The 22,448-nt window shown below is 40.6% G+C and carries 19 protein-coding genes; 6 read left to right on the top strand and 13 right to left on the bottom strand.

Going from position 1 to position 22,448, the window contains the following annotated elements:
• On the bottom strand, positions 1–2,570 hold a 2,570-nt coding region (locus I8751_RS08535; RefSeq protein ID WP_214438745.1), incomplete at its 3' end, for an NACHT domain-containing protein.
• A gap of 465 nt (positions 2,571–3,035) precedes the next feature.
• Between I8751_RS08535 and I8751_RS08530 the strand changes: the two genes are divergently transcribed.
• Positions 3,036–3,737: a PEP-CTERM sorting domain-containing protein gene (locus I8751_RS08530; protein ID WP_214438744.1), complete on the top strand. Its 702-nt coding sequence runs from the start codon at positions 3,036–3,038 to the stop codon at positions 3,735–3,737.
• A gap of 99 nt (positions 3,738–3,836) precedes the next feature.
• Here the strand turns inward: I8751_RS08530 and nblB are convergent, their stop codons facing one another.
• The 7 genes from nblB to I8751_RS08495 form a co-directional block, all read right to left on the bottom strand.
• Positions 3,837–4,502: a phycobilisome degradation protein NblB gene (gene nblB / locus I8751_RS08525; protein ID WP_214438743.1), complete on the bottom strand. Its 666-nt coding sequence runs from the start codon at positions 4,500–4,502 to the stop codon at positions 3,837–3,839.
• Positions 4,503–4,598: 96 nt separating this feature from the next.
• Positions 4,599–5,057, bottom strand: a complete 459-nt coding sequence (locus I8751_RS08520) for a CBS domain-containing protein (protein ID WP_214438742.1) — start codon at positions 5,055–5,057, stop codon at positions 4,599–4,601.
• Between the two features lie 218 nt (positions 5,058–5,275).
• Positions 5,276–5,710, bottom strand: a complete 435-nt coding sequence (mutT, locus tag I8751_RS08515) for an 8-oxo-dGTP diphosphatase MutT (RefSeq protein ID WP_214438741.1) — start codon at positions 5,708–5,710, stop codon at positions 5,276–5,278.
• Positions 5,711–6,008: 298 nt separating this feature from the next.
• A complete protein-coding gene (locus I8751_RS08510; RefSeq protein WP_214438740.1) occupies positions 6,009–6,350 on the bottom strand; it encodes a DUF760 domain-containing protein in 342 nt (113 codons plus the stop codon).
• A 463-nt stretch (positions 6,351–6,813) separates the two neighbouring features.
• Positions 6,814–7,770, bottom strand: a complete 957-nt coding sequence (locus I8751_RS08505) for an RNA polymerase sigma factor, RpoD/SigA family (RefSeq protein ID WP_214438739.1) — start codon at positions 7,768–7,770, stop codon at positions 6,814–6,816.
• Between the two features lie 739 nt (positions 7,771–8,509).
• Positions 8,510–11,773 (bottom strand): carbamoyl-phosphate synthase large subunit, encoded by a 3,264-nt coding sequence (gene carB / locus I8751_RS08500; protein WP_214438738.1) that lies wholly within the window; start codon positions 11,771–11,773, stop codon positions 8,510–8,512.
• A gap of 550 nt (positions 11,774–12,323) precedes the next feature.
• The gene (locus I8751_RS08495; RefSeq protein ID WP_214438737.1) at positions 12,324–12,878 is read right to left on the bottom strand and encodes a DNA starvation/stress protection protein DpsA; all 555 of its coding nucleotides are present in this window, start codon (positions 12,876–12,878) and stop codon (positions 12,324–12,326) included.
• Between the two features lie 575 nt (positions 12,879–13,453).
• Here I8751_RS08495 and I8751_RS08490 point away from each other — a divergent pair.
• Complete coding sequence (locus I8751_RS08490; protein ID WP_214438736.1) at positions 13,454–13,711, top strand: Asr1405/Asl0597 family protein; 258 nt, start codon at positions 13,454–13,456, stop codon at positions 13,709–13,711.
• 73 nt (positions 13,712–13,784) lie between these two features.
• A complete protein-coding gene (locus I8751_RS08485) occupies positions 13,785–14,453 on the top strand; it encodes a (2Fe-2S) ferredoxin domain-containing protein (RefSeq protein ID WP_214438735.1) in 669 nt (222 codons plus the stop codon).
• Positions 14,454–14,952: 499 nt separating this feature from the next.
• Here the strand turns inward: I8751_RS08485 and I8751_RS08480 are convergent, their stop codons facing one another.
• Entirely contained in the window at positions 14,953–15,201 is a 249-nt protein-coding gene (locus tag I8751_RS08480) for a DUF6761 family protein (protein WP_214438734.1), read from the bottom strand.
• Positions 15,202–15,778: 577 nt separating this feature from the next.
• Here I8751_RS08480 and I8751_RS08475 point away from each other — a divergent pair.
• A complete protein-coding gene (locus tag I8751_RS08475) occupies positions 15,779–16,549 on the top strand; it encodes a response regulator transcription factor (protein ID WP_214438733.1) in 771 nt (256 codons plus the stop codon).
• A gap of 67 nt (positions 16,550–16,616) precedes the next feature.
• Here the strand turns inward: I8751_RS08475 and I8751_RS08470 are convergent, their stop codons facing one another.
• Together I8751_RS08470 and I8751_RS08465 are read right to left on the bottom strand one after the other, a co-directional pair.
• Entirely contained in the window at positions 16,617–17,387 is a 771-nt protein-coding gene (locus I8751_RS08470; RefSeq protein ID WP_214438732.1) for an ABC transporter ATP-binding protein, read from the bottom strand.
• 76 nt (positions 17,388–17,463) lie between these two features.
• Complete coding sequence (locus tag I8751_RS08465) at positions 17,464–18,030, bottom strand: hypothetical protein (RefSeq protein ID WP_214438731.1); 567 nt, start codon at positions 18,028–18,030, stop codon at positions 17,464–17,466.
• Positions 18,031–18,547: 517 nt separating this feature from the next.
• Here I8751_RS08465 and I8751_RS08460 point away from each other — a divergent pair.
• Entirely contained in the window at positions 18,548–19,150 is a 603-nt protein-coding gene (locus I8751_RS08460; protein ID WP_214438730.1) for a hypothetical protein, read from the top strand.
• A gap of 43 nt (positions 19,151–19,193) precedes the next feature.
• Here I8751_RS08460 and I8751_RS08455 read toward each other — a convergent pair whose 3' ends face one another.
• Both I8751_RS08455 and I8751_RS08450 read right to left on the bottom strand, forming a co-directional pair.
• Positions 19,194–19,655, bottom strand: coding sequence for a DUF4079 domain-containing protein (locus tag I8751_RS08455; RefSeq protein ID WP_214438729.1), 462 nt, complete (start codon positions 19,653–19,655; stop codon positions 19,194–19,196).
• A 195-nt stretch (positions 19,656–19,850) separates the two neighbouring features.
• On the bottom strand, positions 19,851–20,243 hold the full coding sequence (locus I8751_RS08450; protein ID WP_214438728.1) for a DUF1830 domain-containing protein: 393 nt from the start codon (positions 20,241–20,243) through the stop codon (positions 19,851–19,853).
• Between the two features lie 562 nt (positions 20,244–20,805).
• On the opposite strand from I8751_RS08450, the gene I8751_RS08445 reads away from it, so the two are divergent.
• The gene (locus I8751_RS08445; protein ID WP_214438727.1) at positions 20,806–22,398 is read left to right on the top strand and encodes a photosystem II high light acclimation radical SAM protein; all 1,593 of its coding nucleotides are present in this window, start codon (positions 20,806–20,808) and stop codon (positions 22,396–22,398) included.
• The last annotated feature ends 50 nt before the right edge of the window (positions 22,399–22,448 follow it).

The following is a 22,448-nucleotide window of genomic DNA, read 5'->3' as shown; positions in this document are numbered from 1 at the left end:
TTGGCTAATTCTTGGACTGCTGCACCTCGCACATATTCGTTATCATCCTGGGTAGCACGTTGTTTAAGGATGGATTTAGTTTCGGGATCATTTTTGAAGTTGTTGGCTAATTCTTGGACTGCTGCAAGTCGCACATATTCGTTATCATCCTTGGTAGCGCGTTGTTTAAGGATGGATTTAGTTTCGGGGTCATCTTTGAAGTTGTTGGCTAATTCTTCGACTGCTGCACCTCGCACATATTCGTGATTATCCTGGGTAGCGCGTTGTTTGAGCCAGGTTTTGGTGTCGAGAGATTCTTGCCAGGCCGTTGCAATTGCTCTAACTGCTTGAATGCGAATTTGCTGAACTAGCTTAGTTTCTTCTTCATCCTGATAGAGGACGTAATAGTACCAGAGGTCATATTTAGTTAAGTCTTGTAGCTCGTTAAGTAATTTATTAGCCGTTGACGCAATCACCGAGCGATTTCTCACCTCTACAAGACACTTAGCCGCTAAAAAGAGATTGACAAACTTTTCCTCTTCGCCATCTTGCGCCATTAAATAATCAAGAATCTCGCCAACAAATTTAGGCTCAATCATTCCCGCAATTAGCAGCAAGACCTCATGCCAAGTTTCATCCTGCCAGTGTTTGCCAAAAACTTCATTCTTAAGTTTCTCAATAGTCAGCGTTTGCGTTTCCTTAAACTGCCAGACAAACTCCCAAGCACAGAAATATTCTAAAAATGTCCGATGCACAAAAGCATAATAATCCGCACCCAGGAAACATAACATAAAGTTGCGAGTCCGCAGTTGATTAATCATCACCTGCGCCGCTTGTCTGGGTTTATCAAATTCTATGGTTTTGAGATAATCAGTCAGAACTTTGACTAAATCATTTTCATTAATCAAATTACCTGCCAAACCTTTATCACCAGTTTGCATAAAATAAGCAACCTGACGCATTATCGCTTGTTTATTTTTATGATCAATCGTCTTGGGATCTAATCTCTTATCTTCTATCAAAGCGCGTTCCACATCCCATCGATACAGCAGTAACTGCGATGCTTGATTATAAAGTTCGGCTCTATATCTTGGCAGTTCTTGATTCCAATTCAGAATTGCCATCATCGTCAACAACAGCGGATTTACCGCCAGTTCTGCAATAGCTTTGGAAGCAGCAATTCCTCTTTGCAGCCGTTCCCGTCTTCTCACTTTTTCTGCTTCATTAGGAAAATTTAACTCATGCCAACGGTAGATAAAATCCTGAATTTGTTCTGAGTCTAAATCTTGTAATATAAAGTGGCGAAACTCAGCATTAAGCAATCGTTGCGGTTTATAGCCAATAATCCGAGAAGTGACAATCACCTGCACATCAGGATATTCATTAGTAAAGCGATGAATATCAGTAATTACATCTTCTCGCTGACCTGGATCAAAGACCTCATCTAAACCATCAAACATCACCAATGCATTACCAGCTTTTAATTGTTTATCTAGTTCTAGTTCATTGAGATGCTGAATTGCACCACTACATTGATGAAAAAATTTCAGAAAATTCTTGCAATCTTTATCTTCCCGCTGCCGCATATAAGTGCGTAACTCAATTAGCAACGGAATTGGTAATGAGATAACATTATCCAGTGGTGACTGTGCCCAATTCAAAGCCAGAAATTGCAACAAACTAGACTTACCCGAACCAGGGTCGCCCAAAATGACGATATATTTATAATCTTGTTTTTTATTGACAACATCTAAAACACAAAGTATCGGCTTTTTCAAATAAACTCCTTTGTAGTGTTCTAATTCTTCTAATTCAATTTCTGCTTCTACTTGGTCGCTTTCTCGCAGTCGGCGTAGATGTTCTTTAGGCAGTTCAGGAATTTGTGGGAAAAATTTAACATCAGCTTCCCGCACATTTTGAGCAATAAAAATCCGCCATAATTTGAGTTTGTTATAGGCAGAGCCGCTAGTCTGTAAGCTATCTAATTTGAGATTGCCATAGCGTTCGCGGATACCTTCTTGATATTTAACTAAATTAAAATCTGGAATAACACCAGCAATTTCTTTTGTATTTGTTTCAATATCAGATAATTTTTGTAATTCTAGGATATGGTGTAATTCTTTTGCATCTAAAAGAAGTTCTTGAACTTGTGTTAAATACTGTTCTGTAATTGATTGCCAGTTAAACTTAGATGGCAGGGGTTTTAATTGCAGCTTGTTCCAACTATCTTCTAGGGTTTTAGCGTCTAGAGATTCACAATTAATATCAAAAGCCTGACCAAGAATTTCTGCAACTGACTTATGGCTGATAAATTTCTGGATGTCTTTGGTGTACTCTTGAATCTCAGCTTCAGCAAGTTTGCAACGAACCTTTAACTGCTGCTGCATAAGTTGCAAAAACTCCTTTAAGGCTTTACCAGCAGCAACTTCTATGTCTTCCTTCTTAAGCTTCTGGAAAATCTTGCCAGGGATGCCTTTTAATAAATCTTTAGCCCAATCTTTAGCAGCATCTTTGGCTAAGTCTTCCAGAATGGGTTTAAAAATCAACCCAGCGGTCTGAGTTACACCCCAAATAGCTAACCAGTTCAGCATAATACTCGCTTCTGTTGAGATTTTGATTACGAGTATATCCACTAACTTGGGTAATATTTCCGAATTTCAGTGTGATTGTAGAAACACACTGTTCATGACAAGGTGCAAAGATTTGCAGCACTATATGCAATGCAAGATATACGAAGACTAGTCATGCAGAAAATAAAAAATTTATGAAGTCTGCTATTGACTTAAAAATGTGATGAAGACCACTCAGTAAATCTTGCATACCCTTAAAAGGTTATGTAATTTTGTAGAAGTAAAGGACACGGTATCTACTGAACACTGACAATGATAGTCTTCTACCAAATTGGTTATATTAACCAATCTATTTAACTTATGAACACGGGACATTTTTATGCTCAGTTTACTAGTTTTGTTTTGTGTTCATAACTGATTAAAAATTGCTGAAAAACAAAATAATTCACTCGGTCTCGTAATTATTTATAGGAGCCTTCAATGATAATGACTACTTTTAAATCTAGAGTCTTAAATGCAGCTTTAGCAGCCGTTGCTGGAACATTTACTTTTGCTAATTCTGCCGAAGCAGCCGCGTTAAAGGGTGATTTTCAGTTAGTTAGTGGCTTAACTACCAGTCCTTTTAGCTTTAGCCTTGTTGAATTATCAAAAACATCCCTAACTTTTACTCCTCAGCCAATAACACCTATTGGACTTGCTCACACAACAGGAAGTTTTACATCTTTCAATTCAGGCAATATAGGTAATATCATCCAATTTTCTGCTTTGTCTGCGGATAATCCCTTTATTGACTTTGGCCAACTGACTATACCTGGTGTGATTCAACCTGGAGATAATACTGCCTCGCTAGTTGATAAAATCAATACTTTCACTTTGCAATCTGCTAGTTACTCGATCGCACCAAGCGGTAGCAACGTTAGTATAGATGTTGCACTTAATGGTTTCTTCACTAGTGCCCTTGGGGAGATATTTAAGGGTTCAGGCAACTTAACTTTCCAAGCAAACAGTACAACAGTTGGTAGTGTCAATTCAATTCTCAATAGCGGCGGCTCGCTTAAAAATATGTCTTTTTCTGGTGGTTTGTTTGCTACTGTTCCTGAACCAGCTACAGTGCTGGGTTTAGGGATAGTTGGGGCTGCAATGGTTATGTCTAGTCGCCGCAAAATTAAAGGTATGACAAATCTTTGATTTGACGAGTACTACAGTCTAGAGTATGGGGTATGCGGCATAGGGCATGGGGAATAGGAAAATTCTTACTCCCCTGCTCCTGTGCTTCTTTTTTAAGACTTAAACTGACTGCAAAGAATTTTTGGCTTCATTTGATATAGCTTCTACTTCATCGTTCACCAGAGTTTCTAATACAGATTTGGCATCTGCTCCACCCAAACGAGTCAAAGCTTGGACAACTCTATAACGGATTTGCCAATCTGCATTGGTGGCGTAGGGAGCTAAAAGCGAAACTGCTTGTAAATCTCCTAAATCACCAAGGGAACTAATAGCAGCAGTTTGTACTAATTCATTTTCGGAAGAAAGTGCTTCTTTTAGGAGTTGAAAAGCTCGCGGATCACCTAACTCTCCCAATGTGGCGATGATGCTAAACTGTACCAGCCATTCTGGGCTTGTATGGTATAGGTGTTCTAAGTCTTCAAAAGCAGTATGTAATTTTAAAGCACCTAAACAGTCTGCGGCTGCTGCTTGGACATCAGGTTCAGGGTCATTAATCAAGCGATCGCGTAATATATCCAACGATAAATCTAAATCCTGCGTTCCGAGGGTATCCATTTGACTGACTGCTGAGTATCGTACTCTGGAATTACTATCACCAATGGCAATTTGAACCAGTTCAAAAGCGATCGCAGGTTCTAGATCACGAGCTTGATTCACAGCACGCAAGCGATCGCCCAAATCTTCAGAACTGAGCATTTGCCGCACGGATTCAGGAGTAATACTCATCTATGTATCCCTATTTTTATAAAAAGTGCTAAAAAAAGAGTCAATAATCAACAGATGTTTGACCATTAACCATTGACTACTGACCATTGATTAATCTTAACTGGCTGCCATCGCTCGAATAATATCACCACGAGTGAGGATACCAATTACTTGACCCTCGCTATCAAGTACTGGTAAGCGGTTAACACTGCGATCATGCATAAGTTGCGCTGCTTCTTTAACAGTTTTGTCAGGGGTAATAGTTACGGGGTTTTTGCTCATAACTTCCCCAACAGTCTGCCCTAGTGCCTTGTGTAGGTCACGTTCATAAGTAGCAGGATTTTGTAAATAAATGACGCTATCTAGAAACATGATATAAGCCGGAGGCGTAACACCAGTTTCTTGCCACATCAAGTCTGTTTCTGAGATAACACCCACCAACTTACCGACATCATCCACAACAGGTAGTCCACTGATGCGTCGTTCTGCAATAATTTGGACGGCTTCCTTCAGTGGAGTTTCAGCCCGGACAACAATTGGGCTATGGCTCATCACATCGGCAACGGTTTTAGGCATTTGCTTGCTGACACCCTTAATCAAAGTCTCTGGGATTATTGTAGAAAATTGCGGGACTTAACCTGATTCGGTTAATACATTGTTACTGTATTGGGCATTGGGCTTGGGAAGAAGGGGTAAGGGGGAAGGGGGAAAGGGGAAGGGTTAAAGGGTTGGTTTTTATCATCTTTTACCCTTTACCCTTTAACCTTTTCCCCTCTTGCTGCTCCCCTGCTCCCTTACCTAGCCCCTAGCCCCTTTTTTAAAGCCGTAATAATTTGAGCATTTGCTTGGGGAAAAACAAATTGTTCTAAGTCATCCAAATTTACCCAGCGGATTTCATCACATTCTAGAGGTTGAGGAGTACCTGAAATTAGACGACAGTGATGTACTGTTAGGGTAACACGCAAGTGGGTATAGGCATGGTCGATGGTAATCAAATGGTCTTTGACTTCAATTCCTATTCCCAATTCTTCATAAATTTCCCTTTTAATACATTCTTCAACGGTTTCACCAGGCTCTATCTTGCCACCAGGAAATTCCCATAAGCCACCCATTGCACCTTCAAGACGACGGCGATCAATGAGAATTTGCTCCTGTTCGTTCCAAATTACACCAACACCAATAATTTTATGGGGTGGTAAAGAACTGGTTTCACTCGTCGTTTGTAGCATGGTTTATGTAAGAAGACGCAGGGAATAAACTACTTTGATTATGTCCACACGCCTGATCTTAATCTTAAGAGTGCAGTGAGTACGGACAATGTATTACATACAACAAAGCCCAAGCGATCGCAGCATTTTAGATTTCTCATGAGGATATCGCTAACGCATCGCTGGGGATTTAAGATTAAGGGAAGATAGGTTGTGGGGATTCCGCATGAGACTAACTTTTTGTGATTTATTTCTCTAGAACTGTGAAGAAACATAAATCCAAAAACACATTAAATTTTTCAGTGAAAATTTCAACTCACTAATCAATTTCACTATTATTTTCGGTTCCTTGCAAAGCTGTTTCTAAGTTCATTCTCTGCTCAGCATTACGCAAAAAATATCCACTCATCATTGCAGAAGCCAGCAGCCGACCGAGGCTTTCTCGACTTGTAGTTACGGTTACGCCAAAGTGTTCTGAGGGCAGATTTCCCAAAAGTCCTATAATGTTGCGTTCCATCACTTGAAAGACTTCGGAAGAGGTTGGTTTAGATAGCTGGGTAACTGTCTCTGGACTCATTGATTTAACATATTGCCACAGTAAATCCCCAGTTTCTGACTCACTATTAAAAAATTCTGAGACTCGATTGGATGGGTTACTCACGTTATACCTCCTGTTATTAACACTGCTAGCTACAGTGTTTGTGATTTGAACAACAAACGCCTGTCTTTTATTTGAATTAGCTTGTTATTAAGTGTTCCTGTCAAATAATGTAACAAGGTAATTCTCACATAGAAGTCGGTGTAACCGTACCAAAAGCAGCGTATTTTCTCGCCTTATGAGTCCAAAGTCAAAATTTTATAAAGTTTATACAGTAAGTAATATCTTTTGACCATTGACTCTACCCTACTGGCTCTCGAAACAAGTACAGGCAATGGCGATGAGCCTAACATCGCTACCGACGGCGCTCTAAGCGTATCGCTAAAGCAAAAGCTTTGTTAACGCGGAGCGTCTCGTAGAGAAGCTATGCCAAAGGCTTTAAGTAGTTTCTTAGGTTGAGAAATCCTACCCTTCTTCTAACGGAAACGCTACGCGAATACAGCGCTATCTCACCATTGACAATTGACTAGCTAGCCAAATATTCATCCATGCTAGCTTTAGATTTGCGAAGTTTGGTGAGAGCTTCGCGCTCAATTTGCCTGACTCGTTCACGGCTAATATTTAAGATTTCGCCTATTCTTGCTAGAGTTAGGGCTTGCCCATCAGTTAAACCAAAGCGCAATGTTATGACTTCTCGCTGTTGGGGGGTAAGTTCTTCCATTAAACGATCCAAGTCATAAGATAAGGAAGATTGCATGACAAACTCTTCTGGAGAAGCTCCTGGATCTTCCAGCATTTCTCCAAGTTCGGTATCATAGTTATCTCCAAGCCGTAAATCTAGAGACAGAGGCAACCGGGCTTTTTCTAAGTACTCGCGTACCTGCTTGGGTGTTAATTCTAATTCTTGAGCTAGCTCCGAAGCAGAGGGGGCCCTTCCTAGTCTTTGAGATAAATGGCGCTGTGCTTTTTTGATCTTATTTAATTTCTCGGTAATGTGAATCGGTAAGCGGATAGTGCGAGCTTTTTCGGCGATAGCCCGCGTGATGGCTTGACGAATCCACCAATAGGCGTAAGTAGAAAATCTGTAGCCTTTCGTGGGGTCAAACTTTTCTACGCCCCGCTGCATCCCAATGCTACCTTCTTGGATCAAGTCAAGTAAATCGACGTTGCGCTTAATATATTTTTTGGCGACAGATACAACTAGGCGCAAATTGGCTTCTACCATTTTACGCTTGGCAATTTCACCTTCGGCGATCGCGTCGTTCAACTCTGCTATTTCTAGTTTTGCTGCCGTCGCCCACTCTTCTATATTTGGTTGACGACCCAACTGGGTAGCAAGATTTTCCCTCACTTCATGCAACGTGCTAGAACGTTGCACTTGTTTGCCATAAAAAATTTCCTCCTCGTGGGTTAAGAGTGGCACACGGCCAATCTCACGCAGGTAAGTCCGCACGAGGTCTGTGGCTGTTTGAGCGGTCTTCATGGCGCTACTCTTTGGTAATGATGGATTGTTAGGTAGGGTCATTAATTGATAGATGCTCTTTGAGGGCGCTACCCAGTTGAACTGGGAACCCACGCGATGGTTGGCAATTTGTGCATCCGAGATTCTCGGCTGCTCATAATTCATCAAATTAGACTCTTAACTGCAAGACGTTACAGTTTTTGATTAGCTTTCACAAGTGTCTATGGTTAGATAAAAGGTAATAAGACTGACATTTTTTGTATTTAATCACTATTAATAATTGTAACATTTATGAGAGGATTTGAAATACTTAGTAACTTAGAATTTTGCGGATGTTCTCGTTGATGCATATAGAAAGATGGCAATAGTTGGGTGACTCTCAGCTTTTAACCAAAGGGACTGATGCTTAAGGTTAAGGCAGAAAGTTAACAGGGAAGGGCTTTGGTTTTATTTGTTTTTTGTGGTTGAAACCGTCCTCGTCTTAGGTGAAGTCTAATCTTGCCTTTAGCTTCTAGGTAACTTGAAGCCTGTTTAGATAAATGTTTGGCCAGAGAAAAATAACTTCCTCATATTTGTTAAAATATCTCAACGATAACAATAATGATTCTTCTATAATAATTGCTTAATTTTTCTAGTAAATACGGCTTAATGCAGATTCCAGGAATAGGAGGGGGGAAACAATTCCAAATTTAAAATTGTCTCCACAGTTCCTAACTCCTTGATTAAAAACAACTCGCCCTTACTTTCTAGGTTCAGGGCATCACAAACTTGTTATGCAGTATTCTTGGATGACTTTTACATCCATAGTCGTAGTCTGTAAAGAACGGATAGCGGCAACAGTGGCTTTTGCTCCAGCGATGGTCGTAATAATAGGGATTTTGTAAGCTAGGGCTGTACGACGGATTAATCTAGCATCAGTCTGAGCTTCTTCTCCTGAAGGGGTGTTGATAATAAGTTGGATTTTCTGATTTTTGATGGCATCTAGGACATGGGGACGACCTTCATGGAGCTTTAGTACCAGCTCAACATCTAATCCCTGTTCTTGGAGTACTTGCCTTGTACCAAGGGTAGCCATAACAGTGAAGCCTAGATCAATAAACTCCCTAACGACAGGAACCGCAGCTGTTTTATCGCGATCGCTCATCGACACGAACACAGTTCCTTTAAGAGGTAAACGCTCTCCTGCGCCTAATTCGGCCTTAGCATAGGCGCGTCCAAAGTCACTATCAATCCCCATCACCTCACCAGTAGAGCGCATCTCTGGGCCCAATATTGTATCAGTTCCGGGGAATTTATTAAAGGGCAAAACTGCTTCTTTGACGGCAATATGAGACGGAATCACTTCCTCAGTAAAGCCCAGTTCCTCTAAAGTTTTACCAGACATGATTAAGGATGCAAGTTTTGCTAATTGCACACCCGTAGCCTTGGAAACAAATGGCACTGTACGCGAAGCGCGGGGGTTAGCTTCAAGAATATAAACTTGGGGAGAGTAGCCTTGAGCGCCAACCACGGCAAACTGAATATTCATTAGCCCGATAACTGATAGTGCCTGTGCCAGTTGCACTGTCCAAGTGCGAATTTGATTAAGTACTGCTGGTGATAGAGAAATTGAAGGTAAAGTACAGGCGGAATCTCCAGAGTGAATCCCGGCTTGCTCAATGTGTTCCATGATACCGCCAATCACTACACGTCCTGTGTGATCGGCGATCGCATCTACATCGACTTCAATCGCGTTTTCCAAAAACTTATCAATTAAAATCGGATGTTCTGGTTCCACTAGTACTGCAAAGGTCATGTAGCGTTCTAATTCAGCATCAGAATAAACGATTTCCATCGCCCGTCCTCCCAGCACATAGCTAGGACGCACTACTACTGGATAACCGATGCGTTTGGCCACAATCAGGGCATCTTCATAACTCCGGGCAATACCATTCGGCGGTTGAGCAATATTCAACTGGTTAAGGATCTTTTCGAATCGCTCCCGGTTTTCTGCCATGTCGATAGAATCTGGTGATGTGCCCCAGATCTTTGTGCTGAGCGTTGATTGTTGACTATTGAGTACTTTCTGGAGGGGAACAGCCAACTTCAATGGTGTTTGTCCACCAAACTGGATAATCACGCCTACAGGATTTTCGGCTTCGATAATATTGAGGACATCTTCTTTGGTCAATGGCTCAAAGTAAAGGCGATCGCTGGTGTCATAATCTGTTGACACGGTCTCTGGGTTAGAGTTGACCATGATCGTCTCAAACCCTTCTTTCTTCAGGGCATAAGCTGCATGACAACAACAATAATCAAACTCAATTCCCTGCCCAATTCGGTTAGGGCCACCGCCTAAAATCATTACCCTCGGCTTAGTCGTGGGTAAGACTTCCGTTTCTTCTTCGTAGGTAGAGTAGTAGTAGGGAGTAAACGCTTCAAATTCAGCCGCACAAGTGTCTACAGTTTTGTAAACGGGGATAACTCCTAGTTGTTGGCGGTAGGCGCGGACTTCATCTTCAGTTGTTTTGGTAGCAAAGGCAATCTGGCGATCGCTGTATCCATCCCGTTTAACGTCATATAATTGGGTTTTTGTCAACTGCTTCAGAGGTGTCCGCTTGAGGAATTTCTCTACATCAAGCAGTTGCTGCATTTTATCGAGAAACCAAGGGTCAATACCTGTGAGTTCGTAGATTTCTTCAGTACTTAGTCCCAGTTGCAAAGCATGGCGCACAGCAAAAATGCGATCGGGGTTAGGTGTTCGTAAAAGGGCGCGGATTTGTTCACCACTAGGTAATTTTTCTGGTTGGTCGCAACCCCAACCAGCGCGTCCAGTTTCTAAGGAACGCAGCGCCTTTTGAAAAGATTCATTGAATGTCCGCCCAATTGCCATCGCTTCACCCACCGACTTCATTTGGGTGGTCAGCACTGGGTCTGAACCTGGGAACTTTTCAAAAGCAAAGCGGGGAATTTTGGTAACTACATAGTCAATTGTCGGCTCAAAAGATGCGGGAGTTTTCTTAGTAATGTCATTTTTGATTTCATCTAGGGTGTAGCCCACAGCTAGTTTTGCCGCCATCTTCGCAATGGGGAAACCTGTAGCTTTAGAAGCCAAAGCGGAACTGCGAGAAACACGCGGATTCATCTCAATGACAACCACATCCCCAGTAACAGGATTGACAGCAAACTGGATATTAGAACCACCAGTTTCCACGCCAATCTCACGGATGATTTTAATTGCCATATCCCGCAACCGTTGGTATTCTTTATCGGTGAGGGTTTGGGCAGGAGCCACGGTGATCGAGTCCCCAGTATGAATACCCATTGGATCGAGGTTTTCGATAGAACAGATAATTACAACGTTATCTGCTAAATCGCGCATCACTTCCAATTCATATTCTTTCCAGCCGAGTAGAGACTGATCGATCAAAATTTGCGAAACCGGGCTGGCATCTATACCTACCTGTGCCATTTCTTCAAATTCTTCTTGGTTGTAGGCTATACCGCCGCCAGTACCACCCATTGTAAACGCTGGGCGAATAATTAGCGGATAAGTACCAATTTGGCGGGCGATCGCTTTGGCTTGTTCCAAAGATTCGGCTGTACCACTGGGGCATACAGCTACCCCAATCCTTGCCATTGCTTCACCAAAAAGTTTTCTATCTTCGGCTTTCTCAATGGCTGGTAGTTTAGCGCCAATTAACTCAACGCCGTACTTTTCCAACACCCGATTTTTCGCCAAAGCAACAGCAAGGTTGAGGGCAGTTTGCCCTCCCATCGTTGGTAATAGAGCATCAGGGCGTTCTTTTTCGATGACTTTTTCGACCACTTCTGGTGTTAACGGCTCAATATAGGTGCGATCGGCCGTTTCTGGGTCGGTCATAATTGTTGCAGGGTTAGAGTTGACTAACACTACTTCATAGCCTTCTTCTCGCAACGCTTTACAGGCTTGAGTACCAGAGTAGTCAAACTCACAGGCTTGTCCAATCACAATTGGGCCAGAGCCTAACAGCAGTATTTTCCGGAGGTCTTGACGGCGGGGCATAGTCGTTGGGTTGGAGTACGAGAATACAAATCCTGATTATTTTAAGGGTCTTTACCCTCACTCATGTTGTTTATTATCAAGTTTTCCATGTTTGATAACAGACACTGTAGAAATATAGTCGTAAATATAACCAGATGAAGAAGTTTTTATACAGTTACTCTCCTTGATCTACCTCATCTTCTTTATTATCTCTATATTGGTGTATGTCTAATTTTAGTTAACTCTCAAGAAATAACTTCCCATCTGCTTGCTAATATTTTTTATTTAAACTCATAATTTTTGCAATAATTCAATATTTATTTTCTCCATATATTCCTAACAGTTGCCTTTATCTAATTAACTTAGATAAGATTATTTCCTAATTAGCTTATTGCCAATATTTTTTAATATCTATCCCTTGTCAAAATTACATTCTGTGTTGTTTTATTTACTTAGATTAAAAATGGCAGAGATATGTATCATTTCTCTGCCATTCTTTATATTTTTTTAAGACCTAGGTTCGCTAACATTTTCTTCAGTCTAGAGTAAACCAATCTAGATGATGAGGCTGTTAGTTTTGAGCAGGCTGGACAAATCCCAAGGTTAAACTGTCTTTAGCAAGGAAGTGAGCGAGGTGATAAGCTCTTTCTTCAGTTTTTAACAGAATTTTTTCGTACAAATAGCGTGTACCGCGATCGCCTAAGCTCTCTGCCTGGGCAGCTTGACGGCGAATCACATTGATAATGGCTTGTTCTGCCGCTAAATCATTTTCTACCATCTTGCGGGAAGAAAATACACCATCGGCTTCTGGCTCAAAACAGGTTAATTCTGCTAATTTGCTGAAACTAGCAGCTGGTACACCACCTAGTCCGTTCAAACGCTCACCAATTTCGTGGATATGGTCTTGAACTTCGTCATAGCTTTCGTTGAAGAACTCATGCAGTGAGTAAAATTCTGCACCTTCAACGACAAAATGATGTTTTTGGTACTGCAAATACAGTGCCTGAAAACTAGCTAATACGACATTAAATCCTTCGGTAACTGGAGCGGTTACGCTGTGATCCAGCAAAACAGGATTGTCATATACCTGACCAAAATTTTGTAACAAAGTTTGCGTATCAGACATTATTCTCCTCTCTTTTTAGCAGTTATAGATGCTAACTGCTGAGCCTCTACATATTAACATTTTAAAAAGAAAAGCAAGACTATCCAATATCATAAAATTTTGCATTATTTGTCATTAAAAGTACAAATTTTACTTGTTAGTGAGATGAACACATAGACATCATAGAAAGCAGGAGGCAGAGGAGAAATAATTATTAATGCCCAATAACGGCAGTTGCTACCCTGCGGATTCCACTTTAGCGGTACAAGTCACCAAAAACGCCCACGGCGCTGTCTCCTCGACTTAAAAAACCCCCAAACGCGTAAACTTTCCGCTTTAACGTCTCACCTTAAGAGAAGATCGCACTCCCTGCCCAATGCTCCATTCCCTATTGTTCTTGATCTTTCTTTTCTGCTTTTTTCCTCGACGACAGGGAATTATTACGAATTTTTGATATTTTTTTGCTAAACTAATTGAGAATTGTTTGCACTTAAGCTATCTTTAAAAAAGAAGTTTTACTTCCACAGAATGCTAAACGTCGGGGAGTAAAAGCATATTAGTTAATGCAATTTAGTCGCACTTTGAGGGACAGTCTTTTGAAATCGTTTAGTTCAGAAGTAGAAAATAAGCACGTTGTTCAGGTCAATTGGGCAGACCGTTGGCAAATCTATCAACGCTTACAAGAGCTAGATATTCCTTGTTGGTGTGAGGCTAACCAACCATTGAAAGTGGAAATTAGCAATCCCACGGCAGCTATTCAACTTTGGTACGTAATGCAGCGATTCACAGCTTCTCGTCAAGACTTGATTTGGACTCTTGAACACAGCTGGCACAGTCGAGACCAACAGTTGTAATGGTGGATGGCTGTTCAAAGTATCTTACTTACATGTCTTAGGTTCACCTTAGTAAAAGATTAGGTTAAACAACATGAGTGCATCCTACAGTACAGAAATTTCAGAATTTCGCCTAGAAGGAAGATTTATTGATTTTGTTATTAAAGATGGTTATAAGCTCAAAGGCTTGACATTGGCGACTTATGAAGGTGAGTGCTACGTTAAACTTGCTAAACATTTAAGAGCTACTTTTGACTGGAGATTACCCCCAGGCACTTGGTTACAAGTTGTTGGTCAAAAAAAATACGACAAAAAAAGTGATACAGTGACATTAAAGGCTGAACATGTAATGGCAGCGCGAAGTGATATGGGGAAAGTTCAGACTATCTCCTTAGTAGAGCAACCCCCAATAGTTGATCACGCCAAAGTAAAACCAGCCAAAACTAAAGCCACAATTTTAGTTTGTCAAAAGTCTGATTGTATGAAACACGGTGGTAAAGCCCTTTGTCAGGCATTAGAGGCAAATTTAAGCGATCGCGGTTTAGAAGACCAAGTAAATATTAAAGGTACTGGCTGCATGAAAAACTGCAAAGCTGGCCCCAACTTAGTTATGCCAGACAAAACCCGCTACAGCAAAATTCAAGCCGCACAAGTTCCCGCAATTATGGACAAGCATTTTGCTAATCAAAATATAGAAGAGCAGTCAGACAATTCACGGGAAACAATAATACCTGTGGCAAGCTTTGCTGACGTTTTTAGGTGATTTTCTACTGGATTAATAAAATACGTTTTTTTAATTGTCGCTAAAATTCTTAGTACAAAATCAATCTGTTGTAAAATTACGTATTGTAGCGATGAAGCAGCGTAGTCTTCTCCAACAGGGATAGGCTAGCGCCAAGGGGAATCATTGCGTTAGAAGGGTTCCCCCCAACAAACAACTTCCGTTAGCACACTTGCACTACTTAGAGATTATTTTTACTTTATAAATAACCTCTTAAAATTACAACCTCTTATTTGCACGACAGTCGTTACAAGTCGTGAAGCCCACACAATGCTTTGCCTTAGCATAAAACAAAAAATATTTATTTATGTTGAAAATCCCCTCAGAAAATTTGGCATAACCAAAACAAATCCGAGGGGATAATTTTATCAATAAAAATATCTCCAAAATTTCACACCACTAAAGCCTTGATAAAGGCAAATGATATGCTATAATCATCTGCGTTGATCTATGGTTACTCCTAATGACTTGGTTAAAGGAATTAGTAGTAATCAGGCTGTGCTTCTGTTTGAGTCATGAGAAAATTTGATTCATCGTACAGATAGCGGCTGGCTTCCTCTTCTAGGCGATGAATTAGAAAAGGTTCAATAGCGTTACTCTGACGCAGCGCGGCTAAATATCCATCCAAATACATCCGCATATCATCCATGCGATAACCGCTACTCCATAACCTAGCGAAGGCGTCGGTAATTTTTTGGTAATAGCGAATGGTTTGTGTGTCTTGAAGCATAACTGCTGTATTAATCTCTTTGGAATGAGAATTGTAAATGATTCACGCCCAAATGTGAAGTGTCACTTCTACTCTCGTGGTATTAACTCGAAGCTAAATATATTTATTTTGTTATTATCCTCCAGTAGCTAAGACGTAATTCAATCCTATTCCACAAAACCCGGAATTTTATTATCTGGTAAGCTATTCTTATGATTTCCTCTGTCTACAGCCCGATTTTATTGGCGGATGTTGACATAATGGCATCATTATTTACAATATGAAAGCCCCTGACACTATCAAGCGAAAAGATAGCTCGATTAATAATTACCCTGTTTGGTGGCAGTTCTTTGGTGTATTACATCCCTATGAAAGCAGGATGTTTGATTAAGAGAACCTTTGCTTAGTCTAACAAAAATTTAAGAAAAAATTAAAGAATCAGACTAACTCAGCCTTGGGCAAGGCATAAGTTAAAGATATTTCCACTCTTTGTTTGAGGAAATGTAAAGCCAATTGCAGTTGAAGTAACAAAGACTACAAAACCTTAGGCATAGGCTTGTTACTTTGAAATTCATCGACGCTAAGGGGTCTTACCACTGTGGGTTCGGTTTGTATTGAAATCGTTGAGGGGAATCCCCATCTGAGGTCGTTGCTCGGTTGGCACTTGCAGCAGTTAGAATATAGGGTGCATCAAGCTGCCAGCATTTATCAAGCAAGAGAAGAGTTTTTAGTCCATCAGCCGGCTCTAGTCATTCTAGATGCAGATCTGCCTGATGGTGATGGTATTGAATTTTGCCGTTGGTTACATCGTCAGCAGCAACCTTCAATCTTAATGCTATCTGCGCGTAGTAACGAAGCCGATATCGTTGCAGGTTTGAAGGCGGGAGCAGATGATTACCTAAGTAAACCTTTTGGAATGCAAGAGTTCTTAGCAAGAGTAGAAGCATTAATTCGCCGTAAGCGCACGCCATCTGCGCCAGCTTACCTGGATTATGGCACTTTGCAAATCGATTTAGTCCAGCGCCGCGTCCGATTCCAAGGAGAGTTCATCGACTTAACACCTCAAGAATTCAGTTTGCTGTATGTTTTAGCGCAAGCTGGAGGAGTACCTCTAAGTAGATCGGAATTACTGCGTCGTGCTTGGCCTGACGCTATTGATAACCCTCGTACCATTGATACTCATGTTTTATCGCTACGAAAAAAAGTTGAACTTGATCCGCGCCAACCTAGTTTAATTCAAACTATCAGAAATGTGGGATACAGGTTTAACATGGAAATTTTGAATGCCAATATTCCACAGGTACAAACCAAGTTAGCTAAAGAAAAATTTAGCAACCAACGTTCTACACTGAGTACTCAACGGTCGTAGAGTTGGAAGTTGAAAGTTAAAAGTTAGGAGTTTTTAACTCTTCAGTTGACATTCAAAACAAAGCCGTTTAAATCCATTCTTCAGCAGCTTGAGCTTCTGCTTGCATCAAGCTATTGCGTAAGTTAACCCAGTCGATTTCAGAGGCTGTTTTATCTGTTAATAACTGGCTTTGCTGTAGATGTAACAGCCGGGTGCAAAACATTTGATTTAAGTCCATTTGCTGATTGACCATCAAAATTGTGGTTTGATGAGTTTGATTTAGCTGAGTTAGGACTTGCATCAGATGAGAAGCGGTACCAGCATCTAAAGCAGAGGTTGGCTCATCTAATAGTAAAACTTTTGGCTGGATGATTAAAGCACGAGCGATCGCTACTAGTTGTCGCTGTCCAGCAGCAAGTTGTACTTCAGTTCGTCCTAACCACTCCCTAGGAATGTGCAGTTGTTCTATCCAATGATTGACTCGTTGCTGAATGGTTTGTGCGGGCAAACTACGCAAAAGTAAAGGATAGGCCAAAGCCTGTTGAACTGTCATCCCTAGTAGCTTTGATTCTTGTAATACCAGTGTCACCAATTGGCGTAGCTGTGTTACAGGAATTTGGTGGTACTCTTGATTCTCCAAATAAATTTTACCGTGAGTGGGTTCAATCAGGCGGTTGATTAGACGTAATAATGAAGTTTTACCAGCACCTGATGGGCCCACAATGGTAATGCAGTCTCCTCGGTATACCTCAAAGGAAATATCCTGCAATATGGGGTATCCCTGAAGCTGGTTTTTGAGCTTTGTAAACAGACTAACTTGTTCTAGCCGTAGTTGGGCTGTTTTAGCGACATTCTTCAAGTTCAACCTTGTGGAAATGGGAACTGGGAACTGGGGATTAGGGAAGAATTACCACTCCCTAATTCCTACTTTTTATCTAATTTAATTGTCCGGTAGTTAAAGCGGTGGCGATAGTCCAGCCATCAACTAACAATAGCAGTAGAGTAAATCCTAATAAAATTATATACATCCACGGCTGTGCTAGAGGGCGAACATCTGTAGTGTTAATGCCTGTTTTAGCTTCTACAATTTTTACCAAACGGGCAAATCCAGCTACACGCATGGGGAGTAAATAAGCTTTTCCATCTTGGCTGAGAAAATAATAAACCAATCCTCCTTGACCAGTAGAACGAGGTTTTAATTCTTTGACATCTGACCAAGGTAAAATCCAACCTTTACGAAAAAAGCGCGGAACCCAAGCCGGGTAAGTTACCTGAATTTCTTGGTCATTGACAATTACTCGTTCAGTCAACACCGCATATAGGCCAACTAAGCCTATGCTAATTCCTACCCACAATAATGCTGGCGGTATAGGTGCAGCTGTTACCTGAGATAAAAAGGGTAATGGTGCTGTCAGTGCCACATATAAAGTCAATAGAGTAATTCGAATTAACGGAGACAGGCGAAAAATAGAAGTAGAGGTATTGGCTGAGGTTACTGTCACGGCTTTATCATCATGCTTTTTTTTATTGTAAGTTAAGCGTTTATTTTACTTTGTTTACAAAATTGCTGAGTAAAAATCTTTCTAAAAGGGTATTACTAAATCTTTCTTTAGATAGTAATGAAATTTTTATGACAATAAATCACTGCTTTTTTAAGTAAATTTCATCAAATTTTATTTAATCCTTTTAAAAAAGTTTAATCTTATATTAAATTTAATTTATGATTACTTTAAGTTTAAGTTAAATAGTGATTTCAAGTACTCCATAAGCTTCAGACACAACTACTAAACTGTCACGCATCTAAGTTGCACATCTTTTCGTATGGACTGTTAACGGTCAGCAATTAACAAACTTAGGAAGTAATTGTGTAATTTAAAGTCGTAATAGCTTGCGACAAAGTAGTCAGAGTGGTTTGGGCTGAAGGTTATTAAGGATTTCAGTTCTATGCTAAATAAAAACCTAAGATATTCAGTAAAACTAAATAAAGGTAATTGGATAGTTAAATTGTGTTGCTTGTTTTTGGCAACCGACATTGGTTTTATTCTTCTTCACTTGGTTTATTCGTATAGTGACTTGATTTCTAATGACATTTTTTCTTTAGAAAAAGACAGAGGATATTCAGAAATTTTCCAATATGTAAAAGAGTATTGGTCTGCACTTTTGTTAGGCTTATTAGCAATACAAGGGCGTTCGCTTTTATACTTAAGCTGGTCTGTACTGTTTTTTTATTTGTTACTTGATGATTCAGTTCAGATTCATGAAAACTTGGGAGCTTTAATCAGCAGTAAATTTTCGTTTCCTGCCATATTGAACTTAAGAGCAGTAGATTTAGGAGAGCTTGTTGTGTCTGCTGTAGTAAGTTTATTTTTTCTGATTGCTATTGGTATTAATTATCGCTTGGGCGATCGCTTGTCTAGAGAAGTATCGAAATCTTTAATTATATTGCTGTTTGCTCTGGCTATTTTTGGAGTTTTCATGGACATGCTTCATGTAGTATTAAGTACTCCTTTTTTAGATCCTTTACTTATCCTTGTGGAAGATGGAGGCGAACTTATGATCATGAGCTTGATTGTCTGTTTCGTGTTTTCCTTGCCTTTAAAGTCAAGCAAGCTCATTGAATGAGAAATCATCGTTGGGTTTCTCTAAGTGCAAGAGCATATTCTGATTAAGGCAAATACTTTTGTACTACAATCCAACCAGTAATTGACACCCAAGCAAAACCCCCAAATAGAATAATATTCGCACCTATATGTAAAGGTCTAGCCCAAGGTCGTCTAGGACTAATTAGTGTGGCGCTGAAAGCAGACAGCAAAACTAATCCTACTACTATCAATCCAGCAACTAAGTGTGATGATTGTCCTAAGGAACCAAAGTGTCCCAAAGTACCGACAATGCCAATTGCCAATAGTAGTAGCACTAAACTTACCATAGTGATGCCGATTGTATAGTGGAGCGATCGCGCTTCTGCACGTCCTCCAATAATCGGTAAAAAACCAGGGGGATTTTGCGAAGTTCTGACGCTAAACATCCAAATACCAGTAATCGCTAACAGCAAATACGCCACTATCGATAACCCCATTGACCAGGCGGCTATTTTCCACAGCCAAAGAAAAGAAGGTAGATTCATAATAATAATTTTAGACCGCAGGGGAACAGAGGAGCAGGGGAGCAGGGCATGAACAATCTTGGGAAAAGATTCAAGGATGAAGAAACAAACCCTTTCCCCCTTACCCCTTTCCCTTTACCCTTCTTCCCCATGCCCCACTCAAACAAAAAGAGTTGCTAAATTTAGCAACCCTCAAAATTGAAAAAAATTGTTTTTTTAATCAACGAACACTAAACCACCTACTGTTAAAGGTTTTGTTGTATCTCCGGTTTTTGTATTAATCAATGACACCATTGATTTATTACTGATAGGGTCTATCCCTAGTGAATCTGTATCAAACTCTTTTCTGCTAGGCTGGTCAATTGCCAGGCGATCGCACGGAATATTATCCGATAAAATTGCACTAGCCATCATACCAGTATGAATCTCCATTTGAGCTTCTTGTGGTGCTTCAAACATGAGGCGCTGTCCAGGAAAAACAACCCTTTCAAAGTACCAGTTAGCAATGTTGGAGATGCGAGCCACCTGAATTTTGCTCGTGGCATTAACGTAGCAGCAGAGAATGTTCCCCGATTGCTCAGGTGGTAGTGGATCTAGTATTTGAGCCATAACTGCCGAGGAGCTTTACGCCACAATTTTACATTACATCCGCAAAGCTAACACTTGCTGATCCCCAGATGCTGTAACTCCGACTACCAACTGAAATTTTCTACGCTATTTATATCTAAAGATATGTTCAAGTTATGAAAATTATATAAAAAAATCTATTTTTTTGTAAAGTATACACTACATCTGCTGATATTTTCTTGTTAACAAAGCTCGTATTTCTCTGAGGTAACTGTGAATTAAGCACAATCAAGCGATTATTCCATAGCAACCACTCCAGAATTTATTTTTGGGTTTCATCTATCCCCAGACTTACATCAGGGATCATCGCTTAATGAAGAAACTCAATGTTATGGTAAAGATATATGACAACTTTCTTCATAAAACCTATCTATATTTGTTTGATGTTGAGCAAATTTAGCTATTCCCAAGGTTGCCAATAAAGAGCTATTCTTTATCAAAAATCAGCTTACATGTCAAGCAAAATTTTGATAGAGCCAAGGTGACTAAAACAAACACACTTTAAAACGAGATTTTCTCTCGCTTTTCCTCGAAGAACGGCAAGATGGAAGTTAAAACCCTCATGATGGAAAATCGAATTCTCTACGTTCGCCTTCCCTGTAACCCAATCTTTCCCATTGGGGTTGTTTATCTGTCAGATCATGTCCACAAGCAATTTCCTGCAATCGAACAGCGTATTTTTGATTTAGGAACAGTGCCACCTTTGGACTACGCTTCTGCTCTGGATGATTGTATAGATGAATTTAAACCAACACTGCTAGTATTTTCGTGGCGGGATATTCAAATTTATGCCCCAGTTGGTGGACGCGGTGGGAACCCGCTGCAAAACGCCTTTGAATTTTACTATGCCAGCAATCCCTTGATTAAATTACGGGGGGGCTTAGGAGGTTTGCGAATCTTTATCGCTTACTACGCAGAACTGTGGCGTAACCAGGGACTAATCAAACGCGGTTTAAAACGCGCCCAACAATATCATTCCGATGCTCGTGCAGTTGTTGGTGGCGGTGCAGTCAGCGTATTTTATGAACAGTTGGGTAAAAGCTTACCTCAAGGAACAATTATTTCTATAGGTGAAGGCGAAACTCTACTAGAAAAACTTTTAAGTGGCCGCGAGTTTCAAGATGAACGTTGCTACGTTGTGGGAGAAACTCAACCACGTAACAAGTTAATTCACGAACAACCCACACCCTTAGAAAAAACCGCTTGTAACTACGATTATATAGAAAGCATTTGGCCCGAATTTAACTATTACTTGCAAGAACAAGACTTCTATATCGGTGTCCAAACCAAGCGTGGTTGTCCTCACAACTGTTGTTATTGCGTCTACACCGTCGTCGAAGGCAAACAGGTACGGATCAATCCGGCAGATGAAGTCGTTGCCGAGATGCGCCAATTGTATAATCGCGGTATTCGCAACTTCTGGTTTACCGATGCCCAATTTATCCCCGCACGTAAATTTATCGATGATGCAATAGAACTTTTGCAGAAAATCGTCGATTCTGGCATGACAGACATTAACTGGGCAGCATATATCAGAGCCGACAATCTGACACCCCAGTTGTGCGAATTGATGGCGAAAACTGGGATGAACTACTTTGAAATTGGCATCACTAGCGGTTCTCAAGAACTCGTGCGAAAAATGCGGATGGGGTATAACCTGCGGACTGTTTTACAAAACTGCCGTGACTTAAAAGCCGCTGGGTTTAATGATTTAGTATCCGTCAATTACTCCTTTAATGTCATTGACGAACGCCCCGAAACTATTCGCCAAACTATCGCCTATCATCGCGAACTAGAACGAATTTTCGGTGTTGATAAAGTCGAACCTGCCATTTTCTTTATTGGACTCCAACCCCATACCCATTTAGAAGAATATGCTTTCAAAGAAGGCATCCTCAAACCAGGGTATGATCCCATGAGCTTGATGCCGTGGACAGCCAAGAAATTATTATGGAACCCCGAACCTCTCGGTTCCTTCTTCGGCGAAGTTTGCTTGCAAGCTTGGCGACAAAACCCCAACGACTTCGGACGCGAAGTCATGAAAATCTTAGAAGAAAAGCTGGGTTGTGCCGACTTAGAAGCAGCACTGTCTGCACCAATGGAAACTAAAGACAAACAGTTAGCGAACGTATCATAAAAGACAGGAATTAGGAACTAGGGACTAGTGACTAGAAGTTAATTAAAAAA

The sequence above is a fragment of the Atlanticothrix silvestris CENA357 genome (genome assembly GCF_016056295.1).
GTDB classification, from domain to species: domain Bacteria; phylum Cyanobacteriota; class Cyanobacteriia; order Cyanobacteriales; family Nostocaceae; genus Atlanticothrix; species Atlanticothrix silvestris.
Note: the sequence above shows the minus strand (reverse complement) of the source record. Positions and strands in the feature narration are given on the sequence as shown.

Excerpts from the sequence above, each read along its gene's own strand:
- I8751_RS08450 (WP_214438728.1), bottom strand. The coding sequence starts at position 20,243 with ATGGCTCAAATACTAGATCCACTACCACCTGAGCAATCGGGGAACATT.
- I8751_RS08530 (WP_214438744.1), top strand. The coding sequence starts at position 3,036 with ATGACTACTTTTAAATCTAGAGTCTTAAATGCAGCTTTAGCAGCCGTT.
- nblB (WP_214438743.1), bottom strand. The coding sequence starts at position 4,502 with ATGAGTATTACTCCTGAATCCGTGCGGCAAATGCTCAGTTCTGAAGAT.
- I8751_RS08520 (WP_214438742.1), bottom strand. The coding sequence starts at position 5,057 with ATGCCTAAAACCGTTGCCGATGTGATGAGCCATAGCCCAATTGTTGTC.
- I8751_RS08445 (WP_214438727.1), top strand. The coding sequence starts at position 20,806 with ATGGAAGTTAAAACCCTCATGATGGAAAATCGAATTCTCTACGTTCGC.
- I8751_RS08480 (WP_214438734.1), bottom strand. The coding sequence starts at position 15,201 with ATGCTTCAAGACACACAAACCATTCGCTATTACCAAAAAATTACCGAC.
- I8751_RS08505 (WP_214438739.1), bottom strand. The coding sequence starts at position 7,770 with ATGAAGACCGCTCAAACAGCCACAGACCTCGTGCGGACTTACCTGCGT.
- I8751_RS08485 (WP_214438735.1), top strand. The coding sequence starts at position 13,785 with ATGAGTGCATCCTACAGTACAGAAATTTCAGAATTTCGCCTAGAAGGA.
- I8751_RS08495 (WP_214438737.1), bottom strand. The coding sequence starts at position 12,878 with ATGTCTGATACGCAAACTTTGTTACAAAATTTTGGTCAGGTATATGAC.
- mutT (WP_214438741.1), bottom strand. The coding sequence starts at position 5,710 with ATGCTACAAACGACGAGTGAAACCAGTTCTTTACCACCCCATAAAATT.
- I8751_RS08455 (WP_214438729.1), bottom strand. The coding sequence starts at position 19,655 with ATGAATCTACCTTCTTTTCTTTGGCTGTGGAAAATAGCCGCCTGGTCA.
- carB (WP_214438738.1), bottom strand. The coding sequence starts at position 11,773 with ATGCCCCGCCGTCAAGACCTCCGGAAAATACTGCTGTTAGGCTCTGGC.